13 protein-coding genes are annotated in these 15,865 nt (G+C 65.0%); 3 read left to right on the plus strand and 10 right to left on the minus strand.

Annotation, left to right across the window (positions count from 1 at the left end):
- Nucleotides 1-74: 74 nt before the first annotated feature.
- Nucleotides 75-1,139: a Glu/Leu/Phe/Val family dehydrogenase gene (locus ACODSP_RS11650; RefSeq protein WP_488965764.1), complete on the minus strand. Its 1,065-nt coding sequence runs from the start codon at nucleotides 1,137-1,139 to the stop codon at nucleotides 75-77.
- Nucleotides 1,140-1,436: 297 nt separating this feature from the next.
- Between ACODSP_RS11650 and ACODSP_RS11655 the strand changes: the two genes are divergently transcribed.
- Nucleotides 1,437-1,775, plus strand: a complete 339-nt coding sequence (locus ACODSP_RS11655; protein WP_488965765.1) for a hypothetical protein — start codon at nucleotides 1,437-1,439, stop codon at nucleotides 1,773-1,775.
- Nucleotides 1,776-1,902: 127 nt separating this feature from the next.
- Here ACODSP_RS11655 and ACODSP_RS11660 read toward each other — a convergent pair whose 3' ends face one another.
- The 4 genes from ACODSP_RS11660 to ACODSP_RS11675 form a co-directional block, all read right to left on the minus strand.
- Nucleotides 1,903-2,259, minus strand: a complete 357-nt coding sequence (locus ACODSP_RS11660; RefSeq protein ID WP_054168839.1) for a helix-turn-helix domain-containing protein — start codon at nucleotides 2,257-2,259, stop codon at nucleotides 1,903-1,905.
- Between the two features lie 15 nt (nucleotides 2,260-2,274).
- Nucleotides 2,275-2,520 (minus strand): hypothetical protein, encoded by a 246-nt coding sequence (locus ACODSP_RS11665; RefSeq protein ID WP_488965766.1) that lies wholly within the window; start codon nucleotides 2,518-2,520, stop codon nucleotides 2,275-2,277.
- Between the two features lie 411 nt (nucleotides 2,521-2,931).
- Nucleotides 2,932-5,130 carry a winged helix-turn-helix domain-containing protein gene (locus ACODSP_RS11670; RefSeq protein ID WP_488965767.1) on the minus strand — a complete coding sequence of 733 codons (2,199 nt, stop codon included), beginning with the start codon at nucleotides 5,128-5,130 and terminating at the stop codon, nucleotides 2,932-2,934.
- Between the two features lie 239 nt (nucleotides 5,131-5,369).
- Complete coding sequence (locus tag ACODSP_RS11675) at nucleotides 5,370-8,378, minus strand: TonB-dependent receptor domain-containing protein (protein ID WP_488965768.1); 3,009 nt, start codon at nucleotides 8,376-8,378, stop codon at nucleotides 5,370-5,372.
- A 372-nt stretch (nucleotides 8,379-8,750) separates the two neighbouring features.
- On the opposite strand from ACODSP_RS11675, the gene ACODSP_RS11680 reads away from it, so the two are divergent.
- On the plus strand, nucleotides 8,751-10,877 hold the full coding sequence (locus ACODSP_RS11680; protein ID WP_488965769.1) for a TonB-dependent receptor: 2,127 nt from the start codon (nucleotides 8,751-8,753) through the stop codon (nucleotides 10,875-10,877).
- Nucleotides 10,877-11,944: a PepSY-associated TM helix domain-containing protein gene (locus ACODSP_RS11685; protein ID WP_488965770.1), complete on the plus strand. Its 1,068-nt coding sequence runs from the start codon at nucleotides 10,877-10,879 to the stop codon at nucleotides 11,942-11,944. Before ACODSP_RS11680 ends, ACODSP_RS11685 begins: the two co-directional genes overlap by 1 nt.
- A 7-nt stretch (nucleotides 11,945-11,951) precedes the next feature.
- On the opposite strand, the gene ACODSP_RS11690 is transcribed toward ACODSP_RS11685, so the two are convergent.
- From ACODSP_RS11690 to ACODSP_RS11710, 5 genes are all read right to left on the minus strand, one after another.
- A complete protein-coding gene (locus tag ACODSP_RS11690) occupies nucleotides 11,952-12,662 on the minus strand; it encodes a heavy metal-binding domain-containing protein (protein WP_488965771.1) in 711 nt (236 codons plus the stop codon).
- The gene (locus ACODSP_RS11695; protein WP_488965772.1) at nucleotides 12,659-12,991 is read right to left on the minus strand and encodes a YbjQ family protein; all 333 of its coding nucleotides are present in this window, start codon (nucleotides 12,989-12,991) and stop codon (nucleotides 12,659-12,661) included. The genes ACODSP_RS11690 and ACODSP_RS11695 overlap by 4 nt, the downstream gene beginning before the upstream one ends.
- Before the next feature lie 129 nt (nucleotides 12,992-13,120).
- On the minus strand, nucleotides 13,121-14,092 hold the full coding sequence (locus ACODSP_RS11700) for a cache domain-containing protein (RefSeq protein ID WP_488965773.1): 972 nt from the start codon (nucleotides 14,090-14,092) through the stop codon (nucleotides 13,121-13,123).
- A gap of 18 nt (nucleotides 14,093-14,110) precedes the next feature.
- Nucleotides 14,111-14,908: a hypothetical protein gene (locus ACODSP_RS11705; protein ID WP_488965774.1), complete on the minus strand. Its 798-nt coding sequence runs from the start codon at nucleotides 14,906-14,908 to the stop codon at nucleotides 14,111-14,113.
- A gap of 3 nt (nucleotides 14,909-14,911) precedes the next feature.
- Complete coding sequence (locus tag ACODSP_RS11710; protein ID WP_488965775.1) at nucleotides 14,912-15,865, minus strand: response regulator; 954 nt, start codon at nucleotides 15,863-15,865, stop codon at nucleotides 14,912-14,914.

A 15,865-nucleotide genomic window follows, 5' to 3' on the forward strand; every position in this document is an offset into this window, starting at 1 on the left:
AAGGTGGGAGAGGGAGGGGCCCGAACGCGCCAGCGTTTGGGAGGGTGAGGGCAACCCGCTCAAAGGTAAAAACCTTACGCCGCCTGCTTGCGCCCACCCTTGCCGGCGGCCAGGATTTCGCGGGCCATTTCGTCGGCAACCGCACTGGTCGGGCGATTCTCCCGGTCGGCGCGGCGGAAAATCTCCGTCAGCGTCACGGGAATACGCTCCACCTGACGCAGCACGGAATCGCGGTCATAATCCTGCGTCACTTCGGCGGAGACATTGATGATGCCACCGCCATTGATCACATAATCCGGCGCGTACAGGATGCCGGCGGCGCGCAGCGCCTCGCCCATCGGGTCGGTTTCCAGCTGGTTGTTGGCGCCGCCGGCCACGATCTTCGCCTTCAGTTCGGGCAGGCTGCGCGGATTGATGACGGCACCCAGGGCACAGGGCGCGTAGACATCGGTATCGGCGGCATGGATGCGGTCGGGTGCCACGGCAATGGCCCCGAACTTGTCCACGGCGCGCTGCACGGCATCGGCATGGATGTCGGTGACCGTCAGGATGGCGCCGTCATCGGCCAGACGCTGGCACAGATGGCCGCCGACATTGCCCAGGCCCTGCACCGCGACGCGCACACCCTTCAGGCTATCGGTGGCCAGCCTGTGCTTCACGGCGGCCTTGATGCCCATATAGACGCCATAGGCGGTGAAGGGCGACGGGTCGCCCGACGCGTCATGCCCCTTGGACAGGCCCGCGACATGGCGCGTGGTCTGGCCCATGGTCATGACGTCGGCGACACTGATGCCCACATCCTCCGCCGCGATATACTTGCCACCCAGGCTGTCGATGACCCGGCCAAAGGCGCGGAACAGCTCGTCCGTCTTGTCCTTGCGGCTGTCGCCGATGATCACGGACTTGCCACCGCCCAGCGGCAGACCGGCCATGGCATTCTTGTAGCTCATGCCCCGCGACAGGCGCAGCGCATCGCGCATCGCCTCGGTATCGTTGGCATAGGGCCACATGCGGCAGCCGCCGCAGGCAGGCCCCAGGGCCGTGGAATGGACCGCGATGATGGCGGCCAGACCACTGGCCTCATCGCGACCGAACAGAACCAGTTCGTGATTATCGAAATCGGGGAAATCGAACAGCATGGGGCGGGGCCTCCGGGCCGATGGATCGCTGCTGCCGCCTTTCTTGCGGGCGGCTTTGACGGTCAAAGTCTAGGCATGGCAGCGCACCCAGGTCGATTTCGTTGTTGGGCGACGGATTGCACGAAACGGACGCGGCGGCGGCCTTTCGGAAAACTTCCTGTCGCATGGCGAAAGGCAGCCTTGCCGGTGCCGGCTGGAAACTGTGCCAATGGATAGCTTGCCCGAAATCACGGACCGCGCGACGGTGGTGAACCGGGTGCAGACACGCCCCGCGAAGGTCGGCAACAGGGGCCGCGCATGGGCGAGATCATCCAATTCCCGGTTCAGGTACGATCCCTGGCCACCACAGCCATGCTGGCCAACCAACTGGTCGCCGCAACGGCGGAGCTGCCGGAACTTGTCTCGGCGGTGGACCGGATGGGGCGGTCGGCGGAAAGCCTGTGCCGTGCCTTGCAGGGCGGCCTGACGGCGATGAATGTCGCCTTTGGTCGTGCCCTGGTGGTGAATGAGGCGCATCAGCGCCTGCAGATGGCGGTGCAGAAGGCCATGGAACTGGCCGATACCGACCCGGAGGCAGCGGCGGGCCGGCTGGCCGAACTGCGCGCCGATTATGCCCTGCTCACCGCCATGCGGTAATATCACCGGTCAAAATTGTTGACCGGTGATATGGCGGCGACGACCGCCGCGCGGCTCGTGCCGCGTAAGCCCACGCCCAAGCCCACGGATATGGGCGCCGGCGATTAAAGGGCATAAAGTATAACATTCAGGCGGCCACAATGGGGCGCGCCGCTTCGATCTGGCTGTTTAGCAGGTCACGGATGGCGCGGCCACGCGGCGTCAGCTGCACCACGCGCAGACGGGCATCCTGGGTCCAGGCCCGGCGTTCGACCAGCGCACCGGCGGCATCGCCCCGCCCCTCTTCCACATCGCGCGACAGCTCATCGATGGCCCGGCTGATGGCGCAGGGCGCCTCCCCCATCAGATAGGAGAGTTCTGCCTGGCTGATGCCTTCATTCTCGCAGATGGTCAGCAGGGCAGCCGCCGTGCGCAGCGACATGCGCGGATTGATCTTCAACAGGGCCTGCGTGATGGCCAGCGCCGTGCTGGGATAACGTTGCATGACACAATCCCCCTATCAGGCGACGCTGGCATAGGGACGCAGACGGCCCGTGCGGGTAACCGGCGGACGCGGTGCGGTCCCGGAATTGGCGGCGGTGCGGTTGCGCAGTTCGCGCAGGTCCAGCGTGCTTTCCGGATAATGGCGCTGCACCTCTTCCAGCAGCTCGATCAGCCGCTTCTGATGCTCACCCGCCTCGACGAAGTTTTCAGTATGGAATTCGATATTGATGCATGCCTTAAGGCGGAGTTTTCCGTCCTTCATCTTTTCCCCCAACTGATCTGTGCCGTTCCTTGCCCGGTTGTTCAGGCATCCGTGACGGCGACAGGGGAAAGATTGCCGGACTGCATCGAACTGACCATGATGGAAAGATGATCATTGGCTGATTGAAAGCCGATCATCGCCTGACGAGAGCCCGCGACTTATCCTAAATCACTGATTTAGATGACATAATCTGACGTCAATCACACCATCTTTGACACATGATGGAAAGATGATGGGCGCATTTGCGGAATGATCGCGGCGGTGAGATGGATGATGGGGCACGCCTCCCCCCCTTCTCCGGCACATGGGCAACATCCCCCATCCTGGCCTGTCCTTCGGAAAATCTAAGGGAAATCCGATGCCGTTGCGGCAACCCGTGAAAGATTCGGCGCTGACCGCGTCAGCGGAAAATCACTCGGGCCTGACGGGGTTCAACAGGACCAGATCGGATTCCTGACCCACGAACTGCATCATCATCACCGACCCATTGGCACAATCGGCGGTGATCTGGCCCCGGCCTTCGGTGCGGGCCACCATGCCCAGGCGGCGTTCCGCCCCCGTCTTGCGGTCCACGGCAACCACCTCTGCCGAGGGCAGGTTGACGCGGGCGGCATAGATCGTGTCGGGACAGACCACGACATTGCGCCGGCGCAGCGTGACGGGCAGGTCCAGCGTTCCGCCACCCTCCCCCTTCAGCGCGGTCCAGGTCAGCTTGGTACCGCCGCTATTGCCGACCAGCAGCATGGAACCGTCGGTCGACATGTCGATATAGTCGCGGTTCTCATCGATCTTCACGGGTGCCGCACCCGCCGGATCGATCAGCCAGATATCCCAGGTCGTATCGCCCCGGATAGGAATGCGGATACGGCCATCTTGCATCCAGACGGGCGCGTTCTTGGCATGCCCGTCATGGGTCAGCCGCACCGTCGCCTCGTCAGAGATGGTGACGCGGTACAGGTCGCTGACCATCGCCACCTCTGCCACGAACAACAGGGCGCGGCCATCGGGGGACCAGCGCAGGCCATTCATGTTGGCGCCCGGCAGATTGGTCAGGGGCCGGGGCGGACGGTCATCCTCGGCCAGCCAGATCTGCGGCTCACCGGTGCGGTCGGACACGAAGGCCAGCGCGCGCCCATCGGGCGACAGTTGCGGCTCATATTCGTTGGCACCGGACCCCTGCAGGGTGCGCTCATGCGCGTCGGCGGTGAATTCCATGATGTCGGCATGGCCACGGTAGATCTCCATGGCCATGTTGCCGCGCTGGCTGGCCACGGCCAGACGGCCCAACTGGCCGATGCCGGGCATTACCTGCTGCCAGCGCGCGGTCTGCAGATCGACATACCACAGGCCGCGCCGCTGCCGACTGGCATTGGTCATGTAAAGGCCGCGTCCATCCACGGACCAGGCAAAGTTCACGGACGTGCTGTCCAGGGCCAGCCGGTGCAGTTCCTTGCCGCTGCGCGTGTCCACCACCATGATCGACAGCTTGCCGTCGGGCCAGGCGCGGGCAAAGGCCAGTTTGCGGCCATCGGGGGAATAGGCGGGGATCCAGTCATCGGCATTGCCACCCGGCGGCACCGGCAGCAGGCTGGCCTGCCCCCCCTCCAGCGGCATCATCATCAGGCGCGACATCTTCACGGTGGCATCGGGCACGCCCGTGAAGATGATGGCCTGCCCATCGGGCCGCCAGGCCAGATTGGGCAGCTGATCGCCGACACAGTCACCGATGCGGCGTTCCTTACCCACCGGCACCGCGATGACATAGATGGCGCAGTTCCAGTCGCGGTCGCTGCGCAGAAAGGCGATGGCATCCCCACGGGGCGACCAGACGGGCATCCGGTCATGATCGGCCGTATTGGTCAACGACACCGACCGGCCATTGGGCCCGGTGCCCCGCAGGATGATGTCGAAATCGTCAAAGGAATTGCGGGCGGCATAGGCCGCCATCTCCCCGTCGGGCGACAAGGCGGGGAACAGGTCCATCCCCGGTTCCAGGGTCAGCGGCAGCACGTCGAAGACGGGGATGGCCAGCGATGGCTCCACCCGATCCGCCCGCCAATAGGCCACACCCAACACGATCACGGCCAGCGACAGCAGCGCCACCGCAACAAACAGCGCCAGACGCAGGCGCCGTGCCTCTGCCGTGGCCGGCACCGCACCCGCCGGCAGGACCGTGGCGGCGGGGCTGGCATCCGTATCGGCATTGGAAACAGGTACTTCCTGCCCGTCCGGGGCCGGGGTCGCTGGGGGTGCGGCCTCTGCCTCCGCCCCTTCATCCACGAACAGGGCGTATCCGAATTTCGGGATCGTTTCCACGCGCAGACGGGTGCTGCCGACATCGCGCAGCGCGCGGCGCAGCTGGAAGATGCAGCGGTTCAGGCTGTCTTCGGCGACGAACACCCCGCCCCAGCAATGATGCAGCAGCGTGTCGCGGGAAACCGACTGTCCCTGATGGCGAACCAGCAGCACCAGCACCTGCATGATGCGCGGCTCCACCCGGCGCTGACGGTCGCCCATGGCGATCCGGTTCAGCGACGGGCTGATCGTCACATCACCCACGACCAGATCCTGGTCGGGATTGATGTCGAACCCGGATGCCAGATGGTTCATTACCGCTACCCACACTCCGCAGGCCGTGGCCGTCCTGCCGGACAGCCTTGTTAATTAAGTTTCACCGTGACTTTCAATCATTTCAGCCACCCCGCAGGCCGCGTTGCAATAATGATATCCGAAATGACGGCAACCCGGCCAGTCCCGCATGGGACCGGTCGGGTTGCGCGCCCGGGGTATGTCATTCCTGGCCGGTCGGAGCGGCACCGGTCACCCGGCACCGCCCCGTCCATCCGGGATCAGAAGCGCACGTTCACACCAACCGAGAACACGCGGCCCAGCGGATCATACATGCTGGGGAAGGTGTTGCCCGAATTGGCAGAGGTGGCACCTGCTTCGTTGCCGACCACCGGCGGGTCCTTTTCGAACAGGTTGGTCACGCCGGCGCTGAGGCGCACCTGCTCGAACAGCTGATACGAACCCTGGAGGTCGATATAGTTGTAAGCCTTGATCTTCTCGAACTTGTCGAAGGTCGTGGGCTTCTGAGCTTCTTCGATCTCCACCCCACCCAGGTGGCGCCAGGTGTAACCGACCGTAAAGTCACCGATGTTCCAGCTCATGCGCTGAACCCAGCGGATTTCCGGCAGCGGGCTGCCGACACCGCCCGCACCCACCGCGCCGGGGCAGCTGGTGCCGAAGCGGCCCACGCAATCCAGAACGGGGGTCTGATCGGAGGATTGGGATTCCTGCGTCAGATAGTAGTTGGCATTCAGGGCGAAGATCAGGGTGCCCATATCGCCGCCGACGCCCAGATCCTCCAGGTCGACATTGAAGTTGACGCCCAGTTCCAGACCTTCGGCCTTCAGGTAGTTCAGGTTGGTCGTGAAGGCCTGCAGACCCGCACCCGGCAGGGTCAGCGTGCCGCCGACGCGGATGACCTTGGCGCACTGGCTGGCGTCACCGGCGACATAGCAACCGTCCAGGATTTCCTGCGGTGCGAAGGCGCCGATCACGTCCTTGATCTTGATGTTGTAATAGTCCAGCGAGATGAAGGTGTTCTTGATCGCACCCAGATCCGGGGTCAGGACGATACCCAGCGTGCTGGTATCGGCCACTTCCGGGGTCGGCAGGCGGGCCAGATCGGTACCGGCAAACACGTTCACCTGACCGGCGGCGATATCCACGACATTACCGACCTGGGCGGCGGTCATGCCGGTGGAAATGCAGCGGGCGCGCAGGGTGGCGTCCGTCAGGGCCGCCGCATTGCCGACCGAGCAGGGATCGACATTGGCGTTCTGCAGGGCCGCAATCTGCGGTGCGGCCAGTTCACCCACGTTCGGGGCGCGGGCCGCGCGCTGCTGCGAGCCACGGAAACGGACGCTGTCGATCGGGGTCCAGTTCAGGCCCAGCTTCCAGGTCTTGTTGACGCCCGTCGGATCATAGTCAGCGTAACGATAGGCCGCTTCCAGGTCCAGCGACTCGAAGCCCGGCTTGTCGGAGACCAGCGGCACCAGCACTTCGCCGAAGACTTCCTGTACGTCGAAACCGCCGGAGATCGGGCGCAGGTTACCGCCCGCACCACCCAGGCACGAGGCCGGGGCCAGCTTCCAGCATTCGTCAGGCGTGCGGGAGCCCGTTTCCTTGCGGTATTCGGCACCGAAGCTGATGGCGACGCTGTCATTGGCCCAGGGGCTGACCAGACCTTCGATCGGGCCGCTCACGGAACCGGTGACGATGGTCTGGGCGTAATGCTGCTTGTCGATGGCCGACGCGGAGGCATAGGCCGCCATTTCCGGGGTGATGGAGCCAAAGCCACCGAACAGGTTGATCGGCACGCAGCCGGCCTGGCCGCCACGGCAGGCCGTGGTGCTGACGGCGTTCAGCGCGTTGCCGACATTGGTGATGTTGGTATAGCCCTGGCTCAGGTTGGTGCGGCTGCTTTCGCCATGCTGCACCGACACGTCATAGGTCCAGCCTTCCATGATGTCGCCGCGCAGACCCGTCAGGAACTGGAAGGCGTTGTTGTCATAGGAGGTGGAGCGGGGCCCCAGTTCCACGGTGCGGCGGCTGATGGACAGACGGATATCGTCGGCCTGATCGACCACGCCGTTATTGTTGACGTCCACCCAGTTCGGGAAGGCGCCCGCCGTCATCACAGTACCGGCGGTGCGGCCGGCATTGGCGGCGTTGATGATGGTCTGGCGGGCGGCACCCGTCAGATACGGGTTGTTCAGCGGCACAAAGAAGGTGGTACCGAAAATGCCCGACGGGGCGACCTGCTGGGTGTTCTTCGTGCTGGAATACGAGAAGCGGCCATAGGCCTCGACATGCTCGTTGATCTCGTAATGGCCGGACGCGAAGCCGCCGAAGCGTTCCAGCGGGGTCTGGTAATAGTTATAGGGATTGAAGTTGAAGACCGAGCAGTTGGCGCCGATGGAGCCATCATCGCGGAACTGACCCAGGGCCGGGCCGCCGGCGATGGTGACGCGCGACGGCAGCGTGGTCGGCGAACCGCCAGCCGCCACGGAGTTCGGACCACCGCAACCCGCCGGGGCCGGATCGGGCACGCGGCCATCCAGGAAGTTCTGGTAATTGGCACCCGACGCCGTGGCGATACCCAGCTGGCCCAGCGGGCGGGAACCCAGCTGCACGCCCTTGCGCTGCGAGTAGTTGATGCCCAGCACGACATTGCCACGGCCATCGGCCAGGTTGGAACCGACAGTCACGTCGGCGGAATGGATGTGGCCATCCCCCTCGCCCGTGACGGAATAGTCGTAATTGGCATCAACGCCTTCAAAATCATCCTTCATGATGAAGTTGATGGCGCCGGACATGGCGTCCGAACCATACACGGCGGACGCGCCGCCGGTGACGATGTCCACACGCTCGATCAGGGCCGTCGGGATGGTGGAGACGTCGACCAGACCGTTGAAATTGTACGGCGTGACGCGCTTGCCATCCATCATGATCAGGTTGCGCTGGGCACCCAGGCCGCGCAGATCGACGGTGGAGGCGCCGGCGGTGCCATTATTGGTGTTCTGGCCGTCGCCGGGAACCGTGACGGGCAGCATGCGGAAGATCTTCTCGACTTCCGGCTGCTGAAGCGCGTCGATCTCGGCAGCGCCGACCGAATAGACCGGGCTGGTGGAGGTATCATTGGGACGCGCAATGCGCGAACCGGTCACAACGATCTCTTCGATCGCATCCTGCGCCAGGGCGGTGCCCATCGGCGCCAGCACCGCGGCCAGGGCGGCGCCCAGCAGCAGGCGGGAGCGGACCGAGCCGCGCACATTATCAGAAAGTGTCATGGTTGCTGTGTCCCCTTGTTCCAACAGGCCGCGCCTCTGTTCGGCAAGCTTGCGGGCGCGCGCTCAGTCAATGTGCCCCAAGGCACCGGTGGAACACTCGTATAGGGCCAATTTTACTGCAATAGCGAATTGTAACAGTGTTTATTCATTATTAACTTCTGTGGCATTTGCGACATGAAGATTTTAGTTACGAGAATTAATATTTATTTGTTTGCCATTTTTATTTGATTTCATGTTTGCAATAAAATCCCCCCTGTCGACCGCCAGCACCCCGCAGCATCAAACCCGCCTTGCATCAATAGCATTGATAATGAGTTGCATTTGTATGTGTGGCATCCTAGGGTCCCGGCGTTTTGAAAAGGAGAGGTTTCGATGCGCAAGTCCTTGTCGTTCCTGATGATCAGCAGCAGCCTGATCGCCCTGCCCGCCGCCGCACAGCAGGCAGCGACGGCACAGGACGATATTGACGCCATCGTCGTCACGGCGGCGCGCACCAAGCTGCCGGCCAGCGCCCTGCCCCTGACCGTGGATGTCATCGGCAGCGCCGATCTGGCACAGCAGGCGGCCATCAGCGGGTCGGTCGTGGATGCCGTTGCCACCCTGATCCCGTCCTTCTCCCCCACCCGTCAGAAGCTGTCGGGGGCCGGGGAAACGCTGCGCGGCCGGTCGCCGCTTTACGCCATCAACGGCATCCCGCAATCCACGCCCCTGCGTGACGGGTCGCGCGACGGCTTCACCATCGATCCGTTCTTCGTGGACCGGGTGGAGGTGATTTTCGGCTCCAACGCGTTGCAGGGCATCGGTGGCACCGGCGGCATCGTCAATCAGGTGACGGTGAGCGCGCCCAAGGCCGATGGCAATAGCGGTCGCGTCCTGATCCAGGGCACCGCCAATGACGGGTTCGAAGGTGATAGTTTCGGCGGCAAGGTGGCGGCCCTGCTGAGCCACCGCGACGGGCGGTTTGATGCCACCGTGGGTGCGGCCTATGAAACGCGCGGCGCCTTCTATGACGCCAACGACCGCCGCATCGGCGTGGACAGCACCCAGGGCGAAACCCAGGACAGCGCCAGCACCAATGTCTTCGCCCGCTTCGGGTATGAGGTGTGGGAGGGCGCGCGCCTGGACCTGATCGCCAGCCGTTTCGAACTGAAGGGCGATGGCGACTATGTGGCCGTCACCGGCAACCGCGCCCGTAAGCTGCCGGGCACGTCGGTCAAGGGCAATCCGCCGGGCACGCCGGCGGCCAACCGCACCGAAAGCGTGGCCCTGTCCCTGACCGATGATGATCTGGCGGGCGGCACCCTGACCAGCCAGATCTTCTTCAACCGGTCGCGCGACACGTTCGGCGGCGATCCGCTGCCCATCGCCACCTTCCAGGATGTCCGCCTGGCCCCCAACGGCACCCTGTTCGACCAGTCGCAGAACCGGTCGCGCAAGACGGGCGGCAAGATCGCCTATGAACGCGCCATGCCGGGATTTGAGGATCTGACGGGCACCGTCGGCTTTGACGCCATCCGGGACACGACCGAACAGCGCCTGATCGCCACGGGCCGCAAATGGGTGCCGCCCACGGATTTCCGCAGCCTGGCCCCCTTTGCGCAGCTCAATCTGGCGCTGCTGGATGAGAAGCTGCGGCTGGCCGGCGGTGTGCGGTCGGAAAATGCCCGCATCACCATCGATGATTACACGACGCTCGCCTCGTACGGTTCCCGCTTCGTTTCGGGCGGCAGCCCGAGCTTCAGCGATACGCTGTGGAATGGCGGCGTGATCGTGGAGCCGGTGGACGGCCTGCGCGCCTACGCCTCCTATGCCGAGGGCTATACCGCGCCCGACGTGGGCCGTATCACGCGCGCCATTACCCAGGTGGGCATCGATCTGGACAATTACCTGAACATCAATCCCATCGTCTCCAACAACAAGGAGATCGGGATTGAGGGCGACTATGGTCCGTTCAAGGGCGGCGCCACCTATTTCTGGTCCAGTTCGAAGGAAGGGCAGCTTCTGGTCCTGCTGAACGGTGTGTATGAGGTGCAGCGCCAGCGGGTGGAGATCGAGGGGCTGGAACTGAACCTGTCCTATGAGACGCCCCTGCCCGGCCTGACACTGTCGGGCGGCTATGCCCATCTGAAGGGCTATGCCGACAGCAACAATGACGGCAAGGTCGATGTCCGCCTGGACGGCGCCAATATCTCGCCCGATCGCCTGAACCTGGCCGCCACATACGCGCAGGATAAGATCACAGCACGGGTGCAGACGCAGACCTATCTGTCGGGCGATGTCGGCAGCGGCAATGTCTTTGCCAGCTTCAAGGGCTATACCGTGGTCGACAGCTCCATCCGCTATGAACTGCCCATCGGCGGGGTGACCCTGTCGGTGCAGAACCTGCTGGACCGGCAGTTCATAGACTATAACAGCCAGACCCAGCGCCTGGCCGACAACCAGCGTTACTATGCGGGCCGTGGCCGTACCCTGACCGTCGGCTGGGATTACAGCTTCTGATGAAGACGCTCGATCTTCTCCACCGCTGGGCCGGCGGCATCCTGGGTCTGGTCCTGGCCATGATGGGCCTGACCGGTGCCCTGCTGGTGCACAAGGATGCCTGGGTCATGGCACCCGGTGCCGGCGACGCGCTGGTGCGGGATGCCGGGCCGGTCGCGGCGGCGGTGGGGAAGATTTTCGCCGACCCGGCCCGCCCGGAAAGCATCATCTTCGCCAGCGACAGTTTCGGCCTGCACCGGCTGCGCACGGCCAAGGGGGCCGGTGCCTATACCGATCAGGCCGGCACGGTCGTGGCGTCCTGGGATAGCATCTGGGATCGCCCGGAACTGTGGCTGTTCGACCTGCACCATTATCTGCTGGCCGGTGAGGTGGGGGAGACATTCTTGGGCATCGTGGCGCTGGTCGGGCTGTTCTTCGTGATCTCCGGCTTCATCCTGTGGTGGAAGCTGCGCCGGACGTTCCAGTTCAAGCTCTGGCCCGCGCGCATGTCGCGGCCCGCCATCATCCGCCATCACCGGGATATCGGCGTGGTTCTGGCCCCGCTGCTGTTCGTGTCCTGCCTGACGGGCGCCATGCTGACCCTGCGTCCCGTGGCCGATTTCGTGTTGAGCCCGCTGGGCTCTGCCAAGGAATGGCGGGCCGCGACGGCGGCACCCAAGGGGGCGGGCGGCCCGCTGGCCGAAAACCCCGACTGGCACGCCATGCTGTCGGTGGCACAGGCACGCTTTCCGGGGGCGGAATTCCGGATTCTGGCCCTGCCGCGCCGGCCCGGCGACCTGATCAGCTTGCGCCTGAAACAGCAGGATGAATGGCTGCCCAATGGCCGCACCCTGATCTGGTTCGACCCCGCCGATGGAAGGGTTGTGGACATGCGCGACGCCCTGTCCATGCCGGCGGGACAGCAGGCCTTTCAAAAGGTCTATCCGCTGCATGCGGCCAAGGTCGGCGGCCTTGCCTACCGTCTGCTGATGACCCTGTCGGGTCTGGGCATGGCGGTCCTGGGCACGCTGGCCGTCTGGACCTTCTGGTTCAAGCGGCCCAAGAAACAGGCGGCACAGGCCCGCTGACCCTTCCTCATTTGATGTGGAAGATCCAGCGTTTCCAGAAATTTCCGAAATAACTGTTGAACAGGTAATCCAGCTCCGTGGTGGCCGCCGCAGCCAGGATCAGGACGACCAGCGCAATGATAATCTCCCGCCGGTGCCGTGGCGGCTCCGCGCCCACGGCTTCCGTGACAAGCGGTGCGGGTGCCGGCGCACTGCCCAGCAGGGCCGTGCCGGTGGCCAGCAGGGCAAAGCGGCCCCGGTCCAGCCCGATCTGACAGAACTCCACCCCCGCCAGCACACCGGCCCCCAGGCCGCGCGCCTGTTCACGCAGGCGCAGCAGGGCCAGACGCCGCGTGCGCTGCATATCCCGCTGCCGGGTAATGACCCGCCCGCCGATGATCCGCCGGATCAGCAGCGTCATCCGGCCCAGCGGGGCCGGCGCCATGACGATGGCGGCCTGCACCAGTTGCGGCACGCCGGTCAGGCCCGCCGGCGGCTTGCCCGTGAAGACCCGGACGCTGGCCGTGGCCGCCTCCATCGCGGCCAGTTCACGGTCGTGACGGCGTTCCAGCCAGGCCCCCAGCAGCAGGATGCCGGCATTGAACAGCAGCGCCCCCACCACACCGACCAGCCAGCCGCTGATGCCCAGATATTCCCAGTCGCCCATATTCTCCAGGATTTCCAGCCATTCAAAGCCGGGGGGCAGATCGGGAGGAAGATCGGCTTTCGGCCCGCTCACGATGCGGCCTGTTCCGCCACGATCTCAACGGCGGTGCCATAGGCCAGCACCTCCGCCGCCCCGCTGCCGATATTGGCGGTGCCATAGCGGATGGAGATGATGGCGTTGGCACCCAATTCCTCCGCCGCTGCACGCATGCGGGACGTCGCCTCCTCCCGCGCCTCGTTCAGAAGCTCGGTATAGCCGCGCAGTTCGCCGCCCACGATTTCCTTCAGCCCGGCCATGATATCCCGGCCCACATGCTTGGACCGTACCGTGCTGCCCTGCACCAGCCCCAGATGCCGCACGACACGGTATCCGGCTGGGTTTTCCAGCGTTGACAGGATCATCGGCTCCCCCCCTTGGCGTCATCCCCATGGGTAGGATGGCAGGGGCCGGGTGGTGCGGCAAGGCCGGGCCGGATGTGTGCAACAGGAATTGGCCCCATCCCCCCACAGAATGCGACAGGGCGGCGTTGGTTACCGGTTCGATGCCCGTGGGGGGTGGGTGATACGGTTGGCCACCAGCCAGCCGACAGCCCCGAACAGCGGGGCCAGACCCAAACCCGACCAGAAAATGAGATACCGGATACGGTCCGCCGGCGCATAGGCAATGTCCACCGGCTGCCGGACCAGCACGGTCCAGGCCAGCCCCTTGACCACGCGCTGACGCTGATCGGCAGCGAAACCGGTCATGTAATCCTTGCCGTCGGGCCAGCGTTCGACGCGCCAGCCGACCATGCCTTCCCGCGCCCGCCGGGTGCTTTCCAGCGGCAGCATGCTGCCCAGCAGGTCACGCGGGCCCAGCAGCACGCGGTTATCGGCGGCGACCAGAATGGTCTCCAGGCCCGAACGGCCCTGCATCGGCGACAGGGGATCGGTCACCAGCCGGCGGGCCCAGTCCCAGCTGTAATGCACGGCCACAACGCCGCGCACAGAACCATCCTGTCCCTTGATAGGGGCGGACACATCGACAAAGCGCAGGGGCTCCCCCGTGACATTGGGCAGCAGCTTGGCCAGCAGCACCGCCTCATGCACGTCCCCCATGAAGGTGCCCGTGATCCCTTGCACATAGACGGGGCGCTGGGCGATGGATTGGCCGACCAGGATGCCGCGCGTGCCGGCCACAACCTTGCCATCCTTGTCGGTGATCCCGGCCCAGGCCAGTGCCGGGTCCTGATCGCCCATCTGATCCACGATGCGCTGCGCCACGGCGGGGTCGCTCAGCGCCTCCACCTGGGTCAGCACCTGTGTCAGGGCGGCGCGGGCCTGCATGTCGCCATTCAGCCGGGAGGATAACCCCTCTGCGACAGCCGCCAGCGAGGTGCCGACCTCCTGGTTCAGGACACGTTCGGCTTCCCAACCGGACAGGCTGCCATGAACCAGCGCCAGCAGCGCCACGATGGCGCCTGTGGTCGCCCCCATCAGATTACGCAGGCTGAGGATCACCATCCAGCCGTCCCCCTTCGGTTACCGCCCGCCGAAATTCCACCACAGGGCCAGCAATGCCATACGCTCCCCACCGGCATTGCGGCCACCAATGGCCTTAGACAGCCCGAATTGCAGACTGACATCATCTGTCAATTTGCGCACCGCTGACAATTGCAGCTTATAGCGGCGGACATCGCCATAGCCGGCGCCCGGCGTACCCACACTGACGGCATTGAAACTCTGCGCCAGCAGCAGCCAGTCAGCATCGGGCCGCACCCCCGCCGTCAGGTCCAGGCGCAGCTCATCTGCCGCCGGCCCGCCACGGGTACGGTACGCGACCTGCGCGTCAAAGAACCCGTTCGTAAAGCCGTGACCGTACAAGGCCCGCATCTCCGCATCGACCTTGCCCGACCCCAGCGGCGGCTGATCCCCCTTGTCATAGCCAAGCGGCACCCGGATCAGCGGTGCCAGCGCGACGATGTCAGCACCGTCCTGCCAGATGGTGCGGCGGACGGCGAATTCCGCATCGGCCAGACCCGATCCCTTGTCACTGCCACCGGCGGCATTGTCGGCCTTCAGCCGCTGCCAGGAGGGCTGGAAGCTGACCGTGGTATCGCTGCCCACACCCCAGGAGATGAGCGGTGCCACCTCCAGCTTGCGGAATTTCGGGTCGGTGCCGCCGACGCGACCATCAAAGCCGCTGTCGGATTCCGAGTAGGTGGCACCGGCAATCACCTCCATGGTTCCCGCCGCCTGCGGCCAGGCCCCGGCAAAGGCGGGCGTGGCGGACAAAAGCAGCGGCAGGGACAAAAGGGTCAGGCATTTGCGCACAAACATGGGTCAATTGTCCTCCGGCGGCAGGCTGGCGCCGTCGACGATGCGGGCCCCGCCATGGGCGCGGGCCTGGTCCAGGGCGCGGCGCGCCACGCTGGCCGCCTCCACCCCCGTGGCGAACCCGGCAGACAGGCTGACATGCGGGCCGGCATTGGAACGGGGGTGCGGGATGCGGGCACGGGCCACCATATCCAGCAGCCGTTCGGCAATGTCCCGCGCCGCCGCCGCATCATTATTCTCAAACAGCACCGCCAGCCGCCCGTCGCCGGCCATGGTCAGCACATCGCCGATACGCCCCGGCAGGCCCGCCGCCAGTTCCATGACGCGGCGGGTCAATGCGGCTGCCGGGTCTGCGCCATCCACCTCTTCCAGGCGGCCGAAATCATCGATGGCGGCGTAAAGGACGGCGCCGGGATGGCGGCGCTGCGCCCGTTCGGCCAGCATCTGTCCGCATTGCGTGGGTCCGGGCCAGCCCAGGCCCGTCACCGCGCGCGGATCGGCTGCCGGCGTATGACGACGATCCGCCGTCAGTTCCGCCAACTCACCTTCGCGTGCACGGCGGCGGCGTGCCTCCGTGCGCCAGCGCAGGGCCGACTGCACGCGGGCGCGCAGGGCCACCAGCGTCGCCGGCTTCACGACATAATCAAAGGCACCGGCGATGAAGGCCTGGTTCAAGGTTTCCTCATCCTCCAGCGAAGAGACCATGATCACGGGCACATCGGCCAGACGGGGATTTTCCTTGATCAGGCAGGTGGCCGTGATCCCGTCCATGACGGGCAGCATGATATCCATCAGCACGATATCGATGGGGCATTCCTCCCCCTCGGTGCGTTCGACATCCAGCGCCGCCAGCGCTTCCTCCGCGCTGCCCGCCTTGATAATGGGGCCATAGCCGCAGGCGGTCAGCTGGGCCGACAGCAATTCGCGGACTTCTTCCAGATCCTCAACAATCAGGATCAT

The sequence above is a fragment of the Niveispirillum sp. FG156 genome (assembly GCF_057809555.1).